At 43.9% G+C, this 18,149-nt stretch carries 21 protein-coding genes; 6 read left to right on the top strand and 15 right to left on the bottom strand.

The window, feature by feature from the left end; all coding sequences use genetic code 11:
- Positions 1-49 precede the first annotated feature (49 nt).
- Positions 50-916, top strand: coding sequence for a fructosamine kinase family protein (locus tag M9196_RS09585; protein ID WP_250617313.1), 867 nt, complete (start codon positions 50-52; stop codon positions 914-916).
- A 217-nt stretch (positions 917-1,133) separates the two neighbouring features.
- Here M9196_RS09585 and M9196_RS09580 read toward each other — a convergent pair whose 3' ends face one another.
- The 6 genes from M9196_RS09580 to M9196_RS09555 all read right to left on the bottom strand — a co-directional run bounded on the left by M9196_RS09580 (position 1,134) and on the right by M9196_RS09555 (position 5,535).
- The gene (locus tag M9196_RS09580) at positions 1,134-1,748 is read right to left on the bottom strand and encodes a LysE/ArgO family amino acid transporter (protein ID WP_250617312.1); all 615 of its coding nucleotides are present in this window, start codon (positions 1,746-1,748) and stop codon (positions 1,134-1,136) included.
- Positions 1,749-2,000: 252 nt separating this feature from the next.
- Positions 2,001-2,192 carry a CPXCG motif-containing cysteine-rich protein gene (locus tag M9196_RS09575; RefSeq protein ID WP_250617311.1) on the bottom strand — a complete coding sequence of 64 codons (192 nt, stop codon included), beginning with the start codon at positions 2,190-2,192 and terminating at the stop codon, positions 2,001-2,003.
- 53 nt (positions 2,193-2,245) lie between these two features.
- Complete coding sequence (locus M9196_RS09570) at positions 2,246-2,701, bottom strand: GNAT family N-acetyltransferase (protein ID WP_250617310.1); 456 nt, start codon at positions 2,699-2,701, stop codon at positions 2,246-2,248.
- A gap of 99 nt (positions 2,702-2,800) precedes the next feature.
- Positions 2,801-3,214, bottom strand: a complete 414-nt coding sequence (arfB, locus tag M9196_RS09565; protein WP_250617309.1) for an alternative ribosome rescue aminoacyl-tRNA hydrolase ArfB — start codon at positions 3,212-3,214, stop codon at positions 2,801-2,803.
- Positions 3,215-3,338: 124 nt separating this feature from the next.
- Positions 3,339-3,554, bottom strand: a complete 216-nt coding sequence (locus M9196_RS09560; protein ID WP_250617308.1) for a VF530 family protein — start codon at positions 3,552-3,554, stop codon at positions 3,339-3,341.
- Positions 3,555-3,861: 307 nt separating this feature from the next.
- The gene (locus tag M9196_RS09555) at positions 3,862-5,535 is read right to left on the bottom strand and encodes a mechanosensitive ion channel family protein (protein ID WP_250617307.1); all 1,674 of its coding nucleotides are present in this window, start codon (positions 5,533-5,535) and stop codon (positions 3,862-3,864) included.
- Between the two features lie 289 nt (positions 5,536-5,824).
- Between M9196_RS09555 and M9196_RS09550 the strand changes: the two genes are divergently transcribed.
- Positions 5,825-6,076 (top strand): GlsB/YeaQ/YmgE family stress response membrane protein, encoded by a 252-nt coding sequence (locus M9196_RS09550; protein ID WP_250617306.1) that lies wholly within the window; start codon positions 5,825-5,827, stop codon positions 6,074-6,076.
- Between the two features lie 129 nt (positions 6,077-6,205).
- On the opposite strand, the gene M9196_RS09545 is transcribed toward M9196_RS09550, so the two are convergent.
- From M9196_RS09545 to nrfB, 8 genes are all read right to left on the bottom strand, one after another.
- The gene (locus M9196_RS09545) at positions 6,206-6,622 is read right to left on the bottom strand and encodes a GNAT family N-acetyltransferase (protein WP_250617354.1); all 417 of its coding nucleotides are present in this window, start codon (positions 6,620-6,622) and stop codon (positions 6,206-6,208) included.
- Between the two features lie 76 nt (positions 6,623-6,698).
- Positions 6,699-7,208 carry a GNAT family N-acetyltransferase gene (locus M9196_RS09540; protein ID WP_250617305.1) on the bottom strand — a complete coding sequence of 170 codons (510 nt, stop codon included), beginning with the start codon at positions 7,206-7,208 and terminating at the stop codon, positions 6,699-6,701.
- Positions 7,209-7,315: 107 nt separating this feature from the next.
- Complete coding sequence (locus M9196_RS09535) at positions 7,316-7,789, bottom strand: ASCH domain-containing protein (RefSeq protein ID WP_250617304.1); 474 nt, start codon at positions 7,787-7,789, stop codon at positions 7,316-7,318.
- Positions 7,790-7,893: 104 nt separating this feature from the next.
- Positions 7,894-8,373, bottom strand: a complete 480-nt coding sequence (locus tag M9196_RS09530) for a cytochrome c-type biogenesis protein (RefSeq protein WP_406707654.1) — start codon at positions 8,371-8,373, stop codon at positions 7,894-7,896.
- Positions 8,363-10,414 (bottom strand): heme lyase CcmF/NrfE family subunit, encoded by a 2,052-nt coding sequence (locus M9196_RS09525; RefSeq protein WP_250617303.1) that lies wholly within the window; start codon positions 10,412-10,414, stop codon positions 8,363-8,365. Before M9196_RS09525 ends, M9196_RS09530 begins: the two co-directional genes overlap by 11 nt.
- Before the next feature lie 150 nt (positions 10,415-10,564).
- Positions 10,565-11,521, bottom strand: coding sequence for a cytochrome c nitrite reductase subunit NrfD (gene nrfD / locus M9196_RS09520; RefSeq protein ID WP_250617302.1), 957 nt, complete (start codon positions 11,519-11,521; stop codon positions 10,565-10,567).
- 1 nt (position 11,522) lies between these two features.
- A complete protein-coding gene (gene nrfC / locus M9196_RS09515; RefSeq protein WP_250617301.1) occupies positions 11,523-12,212 on the bottom strand; it encodes a cytochrome c nitrite reductase Fe-S protein in 690 nt (229 codons plus the stop codon).
- 1 nt (position 12,213) lies between these two features.
- Positions 12,214-12,813 (bottom strand): cytochrome c nitrite reductase pentaheme subunit, encoded by a 600-nt coding sequence (gene nrfB, locus M9196_RS09510; protein WP_250617300.1) that lies wholly within the window; start codon positions 12,811-12,813, stop codon positions 12,214-12,216.
- Positions 12,814-13,255: 442 nt separating this feature from the next.
- Here nrfB and nrfA point away from each other — a divergent pair, with 442 nt between their 5' ends.
- Complete coding sequence (gene nrfA / locus M9196_RS09505) at positions 13,256-14,722, top strand: ammonia-forming nitrite reductase cytochrome c552 subunit (RefSeq protein ID WP_250617299.1); 1,467 nt, start codon at positions 13,256-13,258, stop codon at positions 14,720-14,722.
- Positions 14,723-14,942: 220 nt separating this feature from the next.
- Complete coding sequence (locus M9196_RS09500) at positions 14,943-15,374, top strand: hypothetical protein (RefSeq protein ID WP_250617298.1); 432 nt, start codon at positions 14,943-14,945, stop codon at positions 15,372-15,374.
- Positions 15,375-15,454: 80 nt separating this feature from the next.
- Here M9196_RS09500 and M9196_RS09495 read toward each other — a convergent pair whose 3' ends face one another.
- Entirely contained in the window at positions 15,455-16,228 is a 774-nt protein-coding gene (locus M9196_RS09495; RefSeq protein ID WP_250617297.1) for a ferredoxin--NADP reductase, read from the bottom strand.
- Between the two features lie 176 nt (positions 16,229-16,404).
- Here M9196_RS09495 and M9196_RS09490 point away from each other — a divergent pair, with 176 nt between their 5' ends.
- Both M9196_RS09490 and M9196_RS09485 read left to right on the top strand, forming a co-directional pair.
- Complete coding sequence (locus M9196_RS09490) at positions 16,405-17,094, top strand: hypothetical protein (protein ID WP_250617296.1); 690 nt, start codon at positions 16,405-16,407, stop codon at positions 17,092-17,094.
- A complete protein-coding gene (locus M9196_RS09485; protein ID WP_250617295.1) occupies positions 17,091-18,146 on the top strand; it encodes a 3-oxoacyl-ACP synthase III family protein in 1,056 nt (351 codons plus the stop codon). Before M9196_RS09490 ends, M9196_RS09485 begins: the two co-directional genes overlap by 4 nt.
- Positions 18,147-18,149 lie beyond the last annotated feature (3 nt).

The raw sequence follows: 18,149 nt of genomic DNA, 5'->3' as shown, positions 1-18,149 counted from the left end.
AGCGAGGTTGTTCTAGAATACTAAGAGTATTGATTCATGGGAGTAGCGTATGTGGCAAGCGATTTCAGACCAACTATCAGACACATTGATGTTTAAGTTCAATATAAAAGAACGAGTTAGAATGGATGGTGGCGACATCAATCAATGCTACATGATCAGTGATGGTGAGCAACGCTATTTTGTTAAAACCAATCACAAAGACTTTTTGCCCAAATTTGAGATAGAAGCGGAAAACCTCCACGCCTTGCGGGAAACCAATACCGTACAGCTCCCAGAAGTTGTACACATTGGCAAAACAAAAGAGTGTGCGTTTTTGGTTCTCAACTACATCCCAGTTAAACCTCTGGATGTCGCTGAGAGCAGCCACCGTTTTGGTGTGCAGTTGGCCAAACTACATAAGTGGGGGGAGCAAGCTGAGTTCGGCTTTGATCAAGATAACTACCTCGGCGAAACCGTACAACCAAATAAGTGGCATAAAAAATGGTCGCGTTTTTTCTCTGAACAACGTATTGGTTGGCAGCTTCAGCTGCTTAAAGAAAAGCACATCTCTTTTACACCAATCAATGAGTTTGTTGAATTAGTTAACGAGCAACTTTCTGGACACAATCCCAAGCCATCACTCCTGCATGGCGACCTATGGAACGGTAACGTAGCAAACACGGCATTTGGACCCATTTGTTATGATCCTGCAAGCTATTGGGGCGACAGAGAGTGTGATTTAGCTATGACTGAACTGTTTGGAGGGTTCCGTCCTGAATTCTATCAAGGGTATGAAAGTATCCTCGCGATTGAACCTATGTATGAGTACAGAAAGTACATTTATAACCTTTATCAGGTTCTCAATCACTGCAATTTGTTTGGTGGCCATCATTTAGATGAAGCAGAGAAGCTCATTTCAACGATACAAGCGTCGTAAAATTCCAACGTCATAACCGTGGCATCACTCGTGCTCACGACAACATATAGCATTAAGCCCTAACTATTAGTTAGGGCTTAATCTGCAAGACACATCAATACTCTGCTATGCTACGACTGCATCTCTCAGACGAAACCACTCACTATATGTGTCACCACGATGACCGCATGATTCCGGCTCGCTTTACCTAGATTACTCATTTTACGCTTCCATTCCTCTATTCCCATACCAGCGTCACGGCGATAAACAACATGATTGCTCCCACTAAACCTTCGAGTACTTTCCAAGATAAAGGCTTACTAAAGAGGGGAATAAGCAGACGGGCGCCATAGCCTAAAGAGAAAAAGAAAACGAACGATGCCGTTACCGCTCCAACACCGAATGACCATTGCTCAGGCTGGTACTGTGTCGATATCGAGCCAAGCAATACCACCGTATCTAAATAAACGTGTGGATTTAGCCATGTCAACGCAAGACAAATGCCCAACGTCTTTAACAATGAACCCTTAGACTCACCTTCTGGTTCCAATTGATGCTGTACCGTGAAAGCAGAACGGAAGCTTTGAAAACTGTACACAAATAAGAACAAAGCACCAGCATAACGAGCGATAGTCTCAACCGATGGGTAGGTCTGAATGATTACGCCAAAGCCTCCTACACCGGCTGAGATTAACAACGCGTCTGAAACAGCACACACGAGGCAGACAAAAAAAACGTGGTGCTTCTTAAGCCCTTGCTTAAGAACAAAAGCATTTTGCGCACCGATAGCAAGAATCAGGGAAATACTTAACGAAAAGCCAGTTAGAAATACATCTAAATTGATGGGGAGCATGTTATTCCTTTAAATACGTTTATCAACATTACTCTACAAAAATGTCATAATGGTCTGAAAAGTATTGATGGCGAGTAAACAATTTTAATTATCACGCATCACAGGACGATGTCGGCATATGTCGGGAAACGTAAGTTAGTCTTGGGAAACCGAAGTTAACCTTGAAAACCTAAGTTAGCCTGGAAACCTAAATTAGCCTTAGAAATAAGAGTTAGTCTTAGAAAACGTAAGTTAATCTTGGACAAACATAAGTTAAGCGTCGTTTTCATGACGCGTTGAAACAATAAGATCATCATCAACAAACGTAATCGAGAACAAAATAGGTCGGCAGCAGACATAACAGTCTTCAATATACTGCTGCTCACCACTAGAGCAATCAATGGAAGTTTCAAATTGCTCGCCGCAGTACGGGCACTCAACATAACGAAAACGAATGGCATCCATATCCTTCCTCCCTTATTTGTTGGTTGTGTGGCTATCTTTGAACACTCAATCCACTATAGCGGCTTCGTCATGAAGACACTATTGGGGTCCAGTGCATAATCAGCAAAGGGAGGGCATTCTACAAAGCCAAAACCCTGATATAACGTTCGTGCTGGATGAAAAAATGCCTCCGTTCCTGTTTCGAGACTCAGTCGAATAACCCCTTCTTGCTTTGCAGCTTGACACACATGAACAACAAGATGCTTGGCGACCCCCTTGCCACGAGCAGAATGCGCCGTGCGCATTGACTTAATTTCACCATGCTGCCCGTCTAGCATTTTGAGAGCAACACAACCAGCAAGTTTACCTTCAATCCAAGCTGACCAAAAAGTAATGTCTGGTTTTTGTAGCTCTGTTAAATCCAATGCATGAACACTTTCAGCGGGAGACGTGGCGTACATATCATCAAGATGTTCCTGTAGTAAGCCCTGAATTTCAGGGCCTTGTAAATCATCTTTAATAATTTTCATGTGTATATCCTTATACGTCAATTTATCGGTATTCATCATACGATAACAAAGTTACGACTTACGTAAAGCAACTGGATCATCGATTACGCTGATTAACAATCAATCAGAAACTCGGCCTCTGAGCGCCTTAGTATTTCCTTTGCGCTTCTTCGCATCCATTCTACGGGTCTGTGAATTGCGAGTTGGTCTGGTCGCCCTTCTCGCTTTCTGGACAACAGCGGCAGAGACAATGAGCTGTTTAAGGCGCTCTAAAGCATCTTCTCTATTTTGCTCTTGAGTTCGATAAGCTTGCGCCTTAATGATCACAACGCCTTCTTTCGTTATTCTCGTGTCAGATAGCGCTAACAGTCTTTCCTTGTAAAAATCTGGCAGCGTTGAACGTTTGATATCAAAACGTAAATGTATCGCTGAGCTCGTTTTATTGACTTTCTGCCCACCAGCGCCCATTGACCTGATTGCCGTAAGTTCTATTTCCCACTCGGCTAATTCAACGCTATTAGAAATTTTCAGCATAATGCCGCTCTAGTCTGTAAAGATAATAGTATTATGAACTTTGTGACGACCACTGTTATTGCCTCGCAGCGATATTGACACAAACATACGCAACGCAATCATGGTCGTCGTTCTTCTTGCTGTGTTAACTAAACGTCGACACATAGAGTGCTTCAACTTTATCACGCGCCCATTGAGTCTTTCTCAGGAACTTGAGAGACGACTTGATGGAAGGATCCTTGTTAAAGCAATTCACGTTAATGTGGTAATACAACTCATCCCAACCATAATGTTCAACTAATCGAGTTAGAATTTTTTCTAATGTTAGGCCGTGCAATGGGTTATTTTGTTGTTGGCTCATAAGTAAGAGTCCTGATTATTTTTATTGAAAAGCGTTGGTAGTGGTCAGTGGTTACAATAACGGTCAAAAAAACTACTTAACTTACTATTAAATAACCAGTCGCGACCAATACGCTTAAGATCAGCCAAGCTTATTATGAATCGCAGGTAGGATCAAAACTAATACGGTTTCATGATAAACCGATATCTTCAGTTTGATAGGCAAACAACCAAAGTATTACGAGCATCAACACGTAATACTTTGGCTGGAAAATTGAAATTTGCTTAAGCAACGAGTATGACTCTCCACGCCACTCGCTAGCCTTAAGCTATGCGTCTTTTTTATCAATCATGTGCAAATGAACATCTTGCTGCGGGAAAGGGATCGATATGCCTTCCCTATCAAAACGAAGCTTCACTTCTTTTGTCACGTCCCAGTACACATCCCAATAGTCGTCGGTTTTTACCCAAGGACGAACAATAAAATCAACAGAAGAAGTATTTAGCGTATGCACTTTAATAATCGGCTCTGGCGACTTAAGTACAGAAGGATGGCTCGTCACGATGTCGGTCAGCACGGATTCAGCTTTCAATAAATCGTCGCTGTAACCAATACCGAATATCATATCAACACGACGTATCCGCTCGTGGGTGACATTTTTAATCACATCACCCCAAATTTTACCATTTGGCACAATGATAATTTGGTTGTCAAAGGTACGAATAGTAGTGCTGACTAAACTCATGTGGCTAACTTTACCATCAACGCCACCAGCAAAGACAAAATCTCCAACATCGAATGGGCGATAGATTAATAACATCATGCCTGCTGCAAAATTGGACAAGGTATCTTGAAGAGCAAAGCCAATAATGACACCAGCAATACCAAAACCCGTCAAGACTGGGGCAAGGTTAAGGCCGATTTGAGACAAACCAACCATAATACCGATAATCCAAACGATATTCCCAGAGATAGAAACAAAGAAGTTTTGCATCAAATGCGACAACTTAAAGTTCTTGGTGACTACGGCTTTGCTCACCACTTTGCGAACAAGCTTGACGATCATCCGCGTCGCCATCAATATCAAAATAAAGATGAATAGTTGGAATAACTGTTGTGGTGCGTTGTCTGCCAACCATGTTAAGCCCGCATTCCACCACTCGTTGACGAGAGAAAGCAGCACTTTTACATTTAAAATATCTTGCGTAATACTACCGGTAACTTGGAAAATTTGACGTTTATATTCTGAGGTCTCCAAGCCCATATCATCGCCCAGCACAATCAGCTTTTGCAGGCTATCGGTTTCAATCGATAATCGCTGCGTAGTGATTAACTGCGTCATCTGAAGCGCCGATTTTTCTGAATCAGGCGCGACCGAAATTTGGGTCGCCACTGTTTGTAACTGTTGGTCAAAGTATTCTATTGAAGCGGAAACTAATCTCATTCGTTTAGTGATGAATAATGCCGAAGCTTGCTCCAACTCAACATTAGGCTCTCCAAGCTTTTGCAACCACATTAAGTTTTGCCAACTGCTCTCATAGGAAGAGTCCAAATACTCCAGTAATTCTCGGTAGGTATTCAGAATAGAGAGCTTTTCTTCATCTTTTGCAGCATTAAACTTCTCAGTCGTTTTCTTAATTTTATCTTCAAGGTAGGCTTTTGCTCCCTCTGTGTACTCTTGCTGTAGCGCAACTTGAGCAATCAATACTGCTTTTGGTAAAGCATTATTATCAACGCCGGTGGCAATGATCTCTCTTAACTCATTATTTTTATTAAACAGCCTAAATTGAATCGCATCTTTTTGATCCCCAGTCGATAATTTTAACGACTCTGCGAGATCTTTGATCTCACGATTAACACGATCAAACTCCCTCTGCTCTTTCGTTGAGCGCACCGCTTCACTTTCTGTTTGTGCGTAAGCATGTGAGAACAAGACACTGTTCAAACCAATGATGAATAACAATAGAATTGATTGAACATTAACCAACCGTGACACCTTCATTCCCGACTCCTTAATGGGTGCTGCACTCCTCGACCTTATGCCAAGGTACTTCGCTATCTACTCATACCCTTGTCATCAAGTCAGATAGCTATATCAATAATAGATGATTTTTATTCGAGGATAACCTCACTAAGCAAAAGATTACCCATTCCATTCACATACTTGGTCATCATTCATTTAACCGTCTGTTTGTTTATAGCAATTAAACGAATGGACGGTTTATTATTTGAACTATGCTTAGCGATGATAACGTCATCTACAAAGCTTTTATTATAGTAAGGAGCGAAACATGGGCATCATTTCATGGATTATTTTAGGTCTAATTGCCGGAGCACTCGCAAAATGGTTAATGCCAGGCAATGATGGTGGGGGTTGGTTAGCGACAATGGGACTGGGTATTGCTGGGGCATTTGTCGGCGGATTTATTGGCGGACTACTCGGTTTGGGTGGTGCAAACGGTTTCAATATCGGCAGCATTATCACCGCCACCCTCGGCGCTTTCCTACTTCTTTTCGTCTACAATCGTTTTATTAAAAGCTAACTTAACAGTCAAGTGACCGGTAATGAGGGCGTTTCAGTTGTTGAACTCGCCCCTCTACGCTGAGCTTAAAACTGAATTGACTGACCCGCTCATATCGCAATGACAAATACGGCAGTGTACGGATTGTCACTAGATATTCAGATTCGCTGAGGCATTAAACGAATACATTTTAATCTCTTTACGGTCCTCCCACCCTAGCGAGCGATAAAACTGCTGCGCGTTTTCGTTTTCCGTCGTGACAAAAAGATGGGTTTTGTTAATTCCAATCAATCCTAAAGCCTGTGTGGCTTGTTCAATTAAGCCTCGACCAACCCGTTTCCCCCGATGCTTGTCCGCGACAGCAAGATGCTGAATATAGCCTCGGCGTCCATCCGTTCCCACCAACACTGCACCAACAATTTGACCAGAAACCATAGCGACATAGCTCAAATTGGGATTCTGGTCTAAATACGCCGTAATACTTTCTCGGCTGTCTGCCTCGCGCAGCTGCATGTTTTCCGTATGACTCCAAAGCCCAATGACCGAATCATAATCTGTTGATTGCATTTCTCTATACATCACACTCATTGAGTCTCTCCTTTTACACTCAATAACCTGACCCTTGCATTACGGTAACGCACACCTATCGCGCATAGATAACGTCATCATGCCAGTGACCATTAATCCTGAAAGCATCCGGCACTCGCTTTATCTGAGTAAAGCCACACTTACTTAATACCCGTTCAGACTGAGTATTCCCATCGGTCACCGTCGCCTCAAAACCGATATCAGGAAGGTGCGACTGCGCCCACGTTAACAGCGCCTGTAATGATTCTGTTGCATAGCCATAACCATGACAATCAGGTGTGATTAAATAGCCAACTTCAGCCTTATCATCTTCAATAATGAACCCGGTAAACCCAATTTTCTTACCTGTTTCTTGTTCCACAATCGTTAAACATAGCCAATGAGATGCCGTAATATTCCAAGGTGGTAAGCGTTGCACAAATCGGTGCTGAATTTCCGCATCCGTCGGTGTATCAAAGCATAGATGCGTCACCCGCTTATCACGGTGAAGCGCTCTAAAAAAGCACTCATCGCTAGCATTGATTTGACGCATGTGAAGGCGACGACTTTCGATACTTATTTTCATAATGGTTGTTTCATAGTGTTAACCTCAGGATGCTTATGTCATGTGAGAGTCTCATAGTAATGAAGTCACGATACTAACCTCACGATAACCGTATTGGGAACAGGACCTTATGCGCCAACGGGATAAACTTTTTCAAACGTTTCCAACACAAGATCATCGTCTGTAGTAAAGGTTAGACCCAACTGAGAGACGTAACTCTGGAAAAACTCAATATGAGACGCACGCCAAGACGGGTAACTGCGATCACCTTCTCCCTCCATAAAAGCGAATTCAGGCGGCACTTTATCAAACGCACAAATCGCCACACTGGTCACTTTTACAATACACACGGGCACTTGATGCCAATTAAGCACAACAGATAATCGCCCGATCTCTGGCAATGGTTCATCATCAATGACGTACCCTTCTTTTAGGCTACATGTTGCCGTTTTGATGCCCTCATCAATTAATCGCGCGCATTCATTAGCATTGTATTCATCGGCGCAGAAGTGCTCAGCGATAGCCGCAGGAACCGCTATTCGCTCTGCTTGAGAGAGTGTGGATAAGTATTGTTCTAAAAAGTCGCGTTGCTGTGGTGTCATAATCCTTTACTCAAAGTAAACATCCTTTACATCGATATTACAATGAGTTGCAATAAGCTGACTAGTGGGAATTTGTCATTTACGCCTACCGTATCGACGTTACATTACACCGAGCCCTCATCACGACTCGTTTGATGTCCCTTAGTGCGGATAACTCGATAAAACATCAGTACAAGAAGTATCAGAGCAATAATGAACGGCGCTCCCCACAACAACGCATTTTGTTTGGAAAGTGATGGTTGATAAAGCACATGCTGCCCGTATCGAGCGACCATATAGTCTTTTACTTCTTGCTCGGTTTTTCCTTGCTTTATCAGCTCAAACACTCTTAAACGAATATCTTTCGCGACTGGCGAATTGGATTCAATCAAGTTCTGGTTTTGACACATAGGACAGCGCAATGTTTTTGCTAATGCAATGGCATCCTTCTGTTGTTTAATTGAGTCAAATTCAAATAACTCTACCGACTGTGAACTGGCGGATGCGGATGAGATATTCAAACAAAACACTGTCAGCAGCAATGCTGCAAACACCGACACCCAACAACGCGCCCCATTTATCGCGTGAATCTGACTAGTTCTCAATGTACCCTCCGGCTATTATTGAAGGGTTATTTTCGCATGATGCCCGGACGTTACTCTTTTCGCGCTGGCTGAACAACACGCCAGTTACGCCTAAAACCATAAGCAGTGCACCCAACCAAATCCAACGGATAAATGCTTTAAATTGAATCCGCACCGCGTAATGAGCGCTATCTATTTTTTCTCCTAAGGAGATGTAGATATCACCGTCCCAAAACGCAGTCATAGATGGCTCAGTCATATTCATTACGCGTATCGGATAATGGCGCTTTTCTGGATAAGCAAACCATATTTGTTCTGATTGGCTTTCCTTGTTTGGTAACGGTCGTATTTCAATTACGGCTCGCTCTGCGCTAAAAGTGGGCGCAACATAGAGCTGCGTGTCAACATAGTGAAGTTGATAGTCGCCAAACTCAACTTGGCTCGTCGGCCCCAATTTCCGCGTTATTTCATACGAGTATTCACTGTTCATTGCTGCGCCAAACGCGACGACGGCAAACCCAATGTGCGCAACGGACACATAGAGCATTCGTTTAACATGCACTCTTTTTACAAGCGTTCTTTTTACATGCGTTCTTTTAAAATGAATCGATGATCGGTTGCGGTAAAACGCAATACCATGAGTGGCGACAACCCAAAGCGCGCCCCAGCAGCTAAAAAATGCCCACATTGACCACTCAGCTCCGACAGCTTCGTTGTGATAGACGTAGTAGCTAACCATGCCACCCGCCACACCCAAGGTAGCAACCGCTAGTCCAACAAGTGTTGAACGCAGTTTATCAGGCGATGCCGAATCCCATTTTAACAACGCTGAAAATCCGACAACAAACAGTGCAATAATGGCCAATGGCGCAATTAGAAGATTGAAATAAGGTGCGCCAACCGAAATATTCCCTAGCCCTACTAACTCGTAGACCATTGGGTAGAATGTACCAAACACGACAATGGTTGTGGCTAAGGTGAATAGGTTCGCACACGCCAGTAGTAGAAAATTTTTGTTTAAAACGCCTTGTAAGGTTCGCGACTGAATCGAGTCAATACGCTTAATCAGTATCAAAAACGATAGTATGAAAACAAGCGATAGTATCCCTAATAAAGTAAAACCCTTGCTAGGATCCACCGCAAAAGCATGAACTGAGGTGAGCACGCCAGAACGCACAATAAATGTGCCTAGAATACTCAAACAAAATGTCACAAAAGCCAGTGAGTAACTCCAAATTAACAGTTGGTTCCTGACTCTTGACGCCAGTAGTGTATGCATTAACGCCGTTGCAGTTAACCAAGGTAACAATGAGGCGTTTTCCACGGGGTCCCAAAACCACCAGCCTCCCCAACCTAACTCGTAGTAAGCCCACCAAGAACCCACTGCAATACCCACAGACAAAAATATCCACGCATTCAGCGTGTAGGTCTTCGCGTCATTTAACCACGTTGACGTGCTTTCATTATCCAATAACGCCCCAACGGCAAGAGCAAGAACAGACGCAAAACCAACGTAGCCGATATATAACAAAGGCGGATGAATGATTAAGCCAATGTCTTGTAGCATTGGGTTCAAGTCGCGGCCTTGTGCGGGTAACGTCGGATTAAATTCAAATGGATTGGAAGCTAGAAGGGTAAACCAGGCAAATATGGCAATAAAGCAAAGCATGATCCAAGTGGCATGAAATCGATACCTTCTCTCGGCGCGAGCTTTTGACAAACCCACACACCATAGTGACAGCGTCACAACCCAGAATAACATGGAACCCTCATGCCCACCCCATGTTGCGGCGATTTTAAATGGGAGCGGCAACTGGCTGTTGGAGTTCTGGGAAACATAACTTAATGCAAAATCATCAATAGCAAAGCCATACGCCAGTATCACCATCGACATCATTGAGAAAAATAAAGCAAGAAAACTACTTAGGCGAGTAACTCGTGCGATACCCACCATCAGATCTGATTGAAATACTCTGACAGTGCCGATAAGTCCGCACACCGCCCCTAAGGTACTGACCATCGCCGTACAAATCAGTGCGAGTAATCCAATATGACCAATCATAAAACCTCAACCCAATGATAACAGCGAGAGCCCACACTTTTAGAACACACCAAATTGACCCCCTACGCTCTAAAAATATCCGCTTGAAAATGGATGTCGTCACTCTGTAAAGAATGACGACATCCATAGGCTAGCGGAGAAATACAGGGGCTAAACAATCGTCATTTGTCCTGCGTACAACACAAATGTCCTTAACATCAATACACCGAGTAAACTGAGCGATGTTACAACCAAAATAAAGCCATGATTATGTTTCACTTTGTCAGAGCTAAAGAAATTCATCGCCAATGGCAATAGCATCCCTAAGCCAATTACCCCGTACCAAAACCAGTTCGACCAAAAACCTCCGCCAATGGCATTCCAAGCGGCGGCTTCGTTCTGCCCACCACTAAAGATAAGACCAGTAAAGAAAGTAACAATCACAAACAGTTCAAACAATACGACTGGGCGTTCAAAACGATGCACCCACTTTACACTCGGGCTGTGCGCATCTTCTTTAAACACTAAGATACCAAACAACAAGCTCGCGGCTGCGCCAGAGGACAAGCTAGAAAATAGGAATAGAATCGGTAAAACGGGGTTATTGAGCATTGGGTAAGTCTTCAATGCGGACAATAAGAAGCCCGTATAAGCCGCAAGAGCGATCGCTAAGACACCCAAAAATATCTCAATTCCATTTTCGACTTTTTCTAGTTTAATCAGGATAGTTTCAACGAAATCAAACTTCCCGCCTAAAACGTCCATGATCGGCTTACGGAAAATGAGTCCAATCCACACAAACAACACTGCCATATAGACTTGGAACAAAATCACGCCCATCGACATCACTGAGGTCGGATTAAAGTAAATCATGATCTTCCAAAACTCTAACGGTTTCGTTAAGTGGAACACCAAAATCAACAACCCAACGATAATGCCAAATGGCGCCAACCATGCCATGGCTTTCAATATGCCGTTATCCGCTGGATTGCCTTCTATTACGTTACGCTTCAAATACAGCGCAATCATAACCGCACCCGCCGACATACCTGCTAAAAACAGGTAAATAGCGATGATCCAATCCCATACTAAAGAGTCAAAATGAAAGGCAGTTTCCCAAATACTCATGCTACACCTCCCCCTTATGGAACGGTACTTTATAAAGCTGAGGCTTGGTGCCCAAATGCGCTTTATCTCGATAGACGGCGTTAACCGTAATAGCCTTGCTGATATTACTCTGTGGATCGTTTAGATCACCAAATACCAACGCTTTTGTCGGACAACTCTCTACACAAGCAGGCTGTTTACCTGCCGCTAGGTTAGTATCGCGACAGAAGTTACATTTATCGGCGGAGTGATCTTCTGGGTGGAAAAAACGCACTTGGTACGGACAAGCCGCTAGGCAATACCCGCAGCCGACACATTTCTCTTTGTGCACATCTACAATACCGGTTTCTTCATCTTTATAAGCAGCACCCGTTGGGCAAACGTAAACACAAGGAGGGTTTTCACAATGTTGACAAGAAGTTCGGGTAAAACGGTATTCAACATCTGGGTACTCACCCATTGGCTCAGAGCGATGAATCTCTAATCGGGAAACACCTTCAGGCACATTATTGACTTCTCTACACGCTTCTGTACAAGCGGTACAACCAATACAGGCATTTTCATCGTGTAGCATGCCATAGCGCTTGGCGGTTTCCGCACTATCCGCTGACGCATTTGAGTTCGTGCTGGTGAGCACAGATGTGGTTGCAACACCCGTGGTAAAAATGACCGCACCAGATCCGGCTAGAAAATTTCGTCTAGAACAACTCATATCACCTGCCCTCCTCTTCACGCAATTCGTTGAAGTCTTTATGGCAATCGACACACATTTTAATCTTTGCTTTATGGTCAAACGATAAGACTTTGGCTTTTTCAGCATGAACGGAATGGCAGTTGCTACAGGTTAAGTTTTTAGCATGAACGTCATGCGTCCAACTGTCTTCACTTAAGTGCTGAGGTTGGTGGCAATCCGTACACAATTGGTTCGCCTTTAGTATCGCTTCAGGAGAGAGCCATACTTTATCCGTGCCAGGCTGCGACTGGGCATCGTGATACTGAACAACGGTAGAAGCGCCATCTCGGTGGTCCGGTCCAATATCACTGTGACATTGAGTACAATTCACTTCTTTTCCTATGATAGAGATAGCATCCTCTCCATGGGATCCAGCAAGTGTCTGTTTTGAGTCTTTGTGACATTGAATACATTTGTAATCTTTATCACGAATTAACTCTACCTTATACCGCTGCTGCTCAGCTCCCGTTGACGGAAGTGCTGTATCATCATCGGCAAAGGCATTGAATGAAAAACCATAAAGAGAAAATGCTAGAAGGGCCTGAAGCATTATCGTTATGGTCAATTTAACATTGCCCATCGTATCCTTTCCTTAAACCTTCTCTACCAGAGCGTAACTGGGAGTTTGGTCAATAATTAATACTTTTCCTCAAATCAGATGAGAAAATGCAATCAATTCTTATTTAGGAAAGCCACAACGCTTCACAACCTGATCATATGTTGCTCGGCTAATTTCGCCTACTTCCTTAAGGCTAATTAGTGAGCAAAGTCACTATTATTTGTGTGTGTAATTTTACATAAGATGCTGTTTTATAATGATAATTAATATCAACAAATTCACCACGACTACCCCTTTAGGGTTAGATTTATTTTGATATGATCGAGATCACTCCCCTAAATTGATCTAGGACAGGAAAGCGCCGACATGTAATAAAATATGTCAATCTGTGGCGTATTATTACAACGTCAATTGCGGTTTATATTTCGTTATTACCCACAACGGACATCTCCAATTCTTATAAATGGAAAAGCCCCACAACGCATTTCAAAAATTAGAATACGGAGATTACACTGTGAATAAGCATTGGATTATTAGTTCCGTTGCATCGCTGGCAATACTAGCTGCCGCTAGTGCACCGGTTTTTGCGACAACAGAAGATGGGTTGGCTGATCCTAGAAACCAAACCTATGAAGAGAATCACCCCGATCAATACAAAACCTGGAAGCAAACCAGTGAGAGTGCCGAAATAGAAGATGCACTTGAGCAAGACCCCAATATGGTCATTCTATGGGCTGGGTACGGCTTTGCGAAAGACTACAACAAAGCCCGCGGTCACTTCTTTGCGCTAGACGATGTAAGACAAACCCTGCGCACTGGCGGGCCAACCGACGCTAAATCGGGCCCGATGCCAATGGCATGTTGGAGCTGTAAAAGCCCAGACGTTGCTCGTATGATTGAAGAGCGTGGCGAAGATGGCTATTTCGAAGGGAAATGGGCACGCTTGGGTGGGGAAATCTCCAACCCCATCGGTTGCGCCGACTGTCACGATACTCGTAGCGAGAAATTCCAAAATGGTGAGCCAGAACTTGCTCTCACTCGTCCATACGTTGAGCGTGCCTTCGACGCTATAGGTAAGAAATTCGAGGAGCAATCTCGCCTCGACAAACAAGCGTCTGTTTGTGCGCAGTGCCATGTTGAATATTACTTTACCGGTCCCAACAAGAGCGTTAAATTCCCTTGGGATCGTGGTACAAGCGTAGGTGAAATGGAAGTCTATTACGACGGCATTGAGTTTAAAGATTGGCAACACGCCGTTTCAAAAGCCCCAATGCTAAAAGCCCAGCACCCAGGCTATGAAACATGGCGTGATGGCATTCATGGTAAGAATGGCGTGGTTTGTGTGGATTGCCATATGCCAAAAGTAACCAAAGAAGATGGCACTGTGTATACCGACCACAAAGTTGGCAATCCATTTGATCGCTTCGAAGATACCTGTGCAAACTGTCACACACAATCTAAAGATCAGTTACAGGGCATTGTTTCTACGCGCAAAGCTCAAGTATTAAACATGAAGCTGACCGCTGAAAAACAAATTGTCGCGGCTCACTTTGAAGCAGGCGCAGCATGGGATGCGGGCGCAACTGAAGAAGAAATGAAGCCAATCCTGATGGATATTCGCCACGCTCAATGGCGCTGGGACTACGCTATCGCGTCACATGGTGTGCACATGCACGCGCCAGAGGTAGCACTTGAAGTGCTTGGTACATCGGTAGACAAAGCGGCCGATGCTAGAACCAAGCTGATTCGTTTACTCGCGAAGAAAGGCATTACCGATCCCGTAGAAATTCCAGATATTTCAACCAAAGAAAAAGCACAAGCCGCTCTGGGGATGGATATGGATAAAATGAATGCTGAAAAGCAACACTTCCTAGACACGGTGGTACCGCGATGGGAAGCAGAGCAACAAACAAGAGAGTCGAAATACTAAACGTAGCGTTGCCGAATCGTTGGCGTCCCGCTGTTGCGGTTGCACTCCATAGGTTGTGATGTGACCCATTCGATTTTTTGCCAAAGCCCTAATTAAAAATTAGGGCTTTTTTTTCACATCTAATATAACCTTTAATTAATAGCATCTTAACTTAGTTCTGAGATACTCTCGTTTTCGGTATGCTCTCGCTCACAGGGTAACACTACTCAATAGGGTCACTATGAAACTACGCTTACTCGCCTCTTTATGCCTGCTCTGCGCGCCAGCTTTAGCGGGCGAATATAACAGTGTCACCGTGGGTACCACGAGTGACGGTGGATTTGGTGTGGGCCTCTATCATGATAGAAACCTCAGTTTTGGATTTTATTCAAATCTATCCGGTGGCACAGGGCCGAACAACGATGATTTTGCATTGAATATCGGCGTGGTGAAATCATTAAACGATAACATCGCGGGTTATGTTGGGGCGGGTGTCGCTAATCGCAGCCTCGAAAAAGTCAGCGACCTTCCTTTCAAAGAATACGAATCAGATTTGCGCTTTAATGGCAATATTGGCTTGCTATTCAAAACTGGGGTAACAGGTTTTACCGCAGATGTCGGCTACAACACCGGTTTGGAATCGGCGTTTTTTGGCGTGGGTTACACATATTAATCTTGGTAAAGCGTATTAAGCATAGTTAAGCGTATTAACGTTCGCTGAACACCATAGTCTTAAATACGGCTTTGGGTTAACTACCAATAATTTTCACTCGCAAATTGACCAGGTTTGCGACGTAAGTGTTTCGACAAGCCTAATTCGACTAAAGTAGCACTGGTATCTTTTACCATTTGTGGGTTCCCGCATAAGTACACAAAGCTGCGTTGGGGGTCCAAATGTATTCCCAGCTTGTTTTGAATTTCGTGATTTTTCAGTAATGCCGGAATTCGACCTCGCAAACTAAACTCATGATCTTGCCTTGAAACAATAGAAAGATAATTAAACCGGCTACCCAGCACTTCACCTAGTGCAGACGTAATATCAGGGTACACCAGTTCATTAGCCGCGCGCACCGCATGCACTAAGGTCACTGAATCAAATCGCGACGCGATCGAATCATCCTCTAAAATAGACAAAAATGGACCTACCGCTGTACCTGTCGCGAGCATCCACAATTCACGAGCCTCGTTTGGTATTTCGTCCAATGTCATAAAACCCGATGCTTGCTTACCAACAAAGAGCGTATCGCCTGCATCTAACATTTGCAGCTTTGGAGACAGCTGCCCCGATTTGTCGGCCACAATCAAAAACTCTAAGTGCTGGTGGCCATAACCATGTGAAGGGTGATTGACCATAGAATACGCCCGCCGGATCCAGCCTCCGTGCTCATCCAACAATGCCAATTTAGTAAATTGACCTGCAGCATAGGGCTCAATGGCAGCAGAAACTTCCAAGCTAAACAAGTTATCCGTCCATACTTTTTTAGTTAAAACACGACCTTCGATTAGCCCATTTGGTAAACCCTGCATATGTAATCCTCAGTTAAAATGACCACTATGTCTCATATATTAGGTCGTTATCGTGAGATACTTAAACTACAATTTGAAAATATAATGCATAATTAATTAACAATTATTTGAAAGATTTTTCTCATCTATCGGTCTATGTATAGTACGTGTTACTGAAGGAATTGTGACTAAGACTTATGAAACCATGTTTCCCCTCGCTCCCTCAATCAACTCAAAGCGAAAGCCCAGTAAGGTACTGGCTTGTTGAATATCGTCAGCAATCCATCGACTTCACAGCGGATCAACAGCGAGCGCTCGCTCGGCTTTTACCTTTACTGATCTGCGGGGAGCAATCATCCCAATGGGTTTTCCATAATGAAGTGCAACGACAACGTGACAACAACCCATTGCAACAAGCCGTTGCCGATTTTGAATCGATCGTTGCTGACGAACAATATCACGAAGAAGCATTAGAAATGATTCGCCTAAGTTTGCCCGAGCCTGACGATATCACTCAAATAAAGCGCCGTAGCCAACGATTTTTCGCCGCACTTGGATTAAGACAAAGCTTTGATGTTCATTTTGCTCAAATAGCTTGCTTAGACGCACTCGTATGCCGACTCATGTTAGCAATTGAAAAAGGCAGCCTGAGTAGCGACCATCCGTTTGTTTTACTATGTCGAGCGATTAAACAAGATGAAGCCAAACACGTCACCTTATCCAAGCGTCATGCTCTTGCATTAGGCTTTGAGCATTCTCAATGGCAATCATTTAAAAACAGTATTGCTGACCGTTTATACACATTACTTGCCAGCGAACGTAGCGCTTTCGAAACCATAGGCGTTGAACTAGAAACTATTTTTGATTCAAAGGAAGGCAATCAATGAGCACAGTTTTTCTACCCGGACAAGTAAAGCTACTCGCGGCGAATAACGCCTTTCCTCAACAGCAACTCAATAACGAACAGTTAATGACCGCGCTAGAGAAGCTATCCGGAAGACGGTATGCAAAAATTGCTGGTCGCATCGCCCCTTTTCTTGGCATCGAGAAACGTCACTTTAGTCGAAGTCTTCATCAACATGTTAGCCAACCAACACCGACAAATTCAGACTTAGTCGTCGAAGTCATGCAACGCTTGATGATTCAGTCTCAAATTTCTCTGAGTGACATCGACTACCTCATCGGTCATACCACCACGCCAGACACTCAGCTTCCCCCAAGCATTGCATGGGTGACAGAAAAGCTAAAATTTCATGGTCCATTTATGGAGTTGAGGCAAGCGTGTACAGGCTTTGCCAGCGCTCTTCAGATTGCGATCCCACGCATCGCACTATTAGGCAAACCTATTGCGTTAATAGGCAGTGAAACGGGCTCTGTTTACTTTGACTTTAGTGAATCGTTTTTAGACCAATCTCAACTCGTGAATTACATGCAAATGGGCGATGGTGCTGGTGGCGTTATCCTAGGGCCTGATGATGGCTCTCAGAATGGCATTATTAGCGATTGTTTCATGGGACAAATTGGCACCGACATGTCACCCGGCCTTTCTTTAGATGGTGGGTCGTTATCCGTACATACCCAAAAAACCATCGCTCGCTTTCATCATAACGCGACAAATGTTCGGCAAAGTGGTGAGGCTTTATTTACTGCTAGTATCAACGCCCTAGCCCAACAAGGGCATCATGTTCAAGACTTTGATTACATCATTCCACATCAAGCCAGTGGACATATTGATGCCCAACTTAGCGACGCGCTGGGAATTGAGCGCGGTAAAGTTATCAATGATGCGAAGAATTGGGGAAACCTTGGATCTGCCGCTATTTGGGCAAGTTTTGCCAAACTGGTGAACAGTGGCATTCTGCAACCAGGCAACAAAGTGGCCATTTTAGGCGCAGAAGCCACCAAGTATATGTATGGGGGGTTCATTTACCGACATTAATCC

The organism is Vibrio methylphosphonaticus (assembly GCF_023634655.1).
Taxonomy (GTDB): Bacteria; Pseudomonadota; Gammaproteobacteria; order Enterobacterales; family Vibrionaceae; genus Vibrio; species Vibrio methylphosphonaticus.
Note: the sequence above shows the minus strand (reverse complement) of the source record. Positions and strands in the feature narration are given on the sequence as shown.

Bases quoted from the DNA above. Each gene is read 5' to 3' on its own strand.
- M9196_RS09495 (WP_250617297.1), bottom strand. From the start codon at position 16,228: ATGCAGGGTTTACCAAATGGGCTAATCGAAGGTCGTGTTTTAACTAAA.
- M9196_RS09535 (WP_250617304.1), bottom strand. From the start codon at position 7,789: ATGACACCACAGCAACGCGACTTTTTAGAACAATACTTATCCACACTC.
- M9196_RS09490 (WP_250617296.1), top strand. From the start codon at position 16,405: ATGAAACCATGTTTCCCCTCGCTCCCTCAATCAACTCAAAGCGAAAGC.
- nrfC (WP_250617301.1), bottom strand. From the start codon at position 12,212: ATGAGTTGTTCTAGACGAAATTTTCTAGCCGGATCTGGTGCGGTCATT.
- M9196_RS09485 (WP_250617295.1), top strand. From the start codon at position 17,091: ATGAGCACAGTTTTTCTACCCGGACAAGTAAAGCTACTCGCGGCGAAT.
- M9196_RS09540 (WP_250617305.1), bottom strand. From the start codon at position 7,208: ATGAAAATAAGTATCGAAAGTCGTCGCCTTCACATGCGTCAAATCAAT.
- M9196_RS09560 (WP_250617308.1), bottom strand. From the start codon at position 3,554: ATGAGCCAACAACAAAATAACCCATTGCACGGCCTAACATTAGAAAAA.
- nrfD (WP_250617302.1), bottom strand. From the start codon at position 11,521: ATGAGTATTTGGGAAACTGCCTTTCATTTTGACTCTTTAGTATGGGAT.
- M9196_RS09580 (WP_250617312.1), bottom strand. From the start codon at position 1,748: ATGCTCCCCATCAATTTAGATGTATTTCTAACTGGCTTTTCGTTAAGT.
- M9196_RS09575 (WP_250617311.1), bottom strand. From the start codon at position 2,192: ATGGATGCCATTCGTTTTCGTTATGTTGAGTGCCCGTACTGCGGCGAG.
- M9196_RS09500 (WP_250617298.1), top strand. From the start codon at position 14,943: ATGAAACTACGCTTACTCGCCTCTTTATGCCTGCTCTGCGCGCCAGCT.
- M9196_RS09570 (WP_250617310.1), bottom strand. From the start codon at position 2,701: ATGAAAATTATTAAAGATGATTTACAAGGCCCTGAAATTCAGGGCTTA.
- nrfA (WP_250617299.1), top strand. From the start codon at position 13,256: ATGGAAAAGCCCCACAACGCATTTCAAAAATTAGAATACGGAGATTAC.
- M9196_RS09550 (WP_250617306.1), top strand. From the start codon at position 5,825: ATGGGCATCATTTCATGGATTATTTTAGGTCTAATTGCCGGAGCACTC.
- arfB (WP_250617309.1), bottom strand. From the start codon at position 3,214: ATGCTGAAAATTTCTAATAGCGTTGAATTAGCCGAGTGGGAAATAGAA.
- nrfB (WP_250617300.1), bottom strand. From the start codon at position 12,813: ATGGGCAATGTTAAATTGACCATAACGATAATGCTTCAGGCCCTTCTA.
- M9196_RS09525 (WP_250617303.1), bottom strand. From the start codon at position 10,414: ATGATTGGTCATATTGGATTACTCGCACTGATTTGTACGGCGATGGTC.
- M9196_RS09545 (WP_250617354.1), bottom strand. From the start codon at position 6,622: ATGCAATCAACAGATTATGATTCGGTCATTGGGCTTTGGAGTCATACG.
- M9196_RS09585 (WP_250617313.1), top strand. From the start codon at position 50: ATGTGGCAAGCGATTTCAGACCAACTATCAGACACATTGATGTTTAAG.
- M9196_RS09555 (WP_250617307.1), bottom strand. From the start codon at position 5,535: ATGAAGGTGTCACGGTTGGTTAATGTTCAATCAATTCTATTGTTATTC.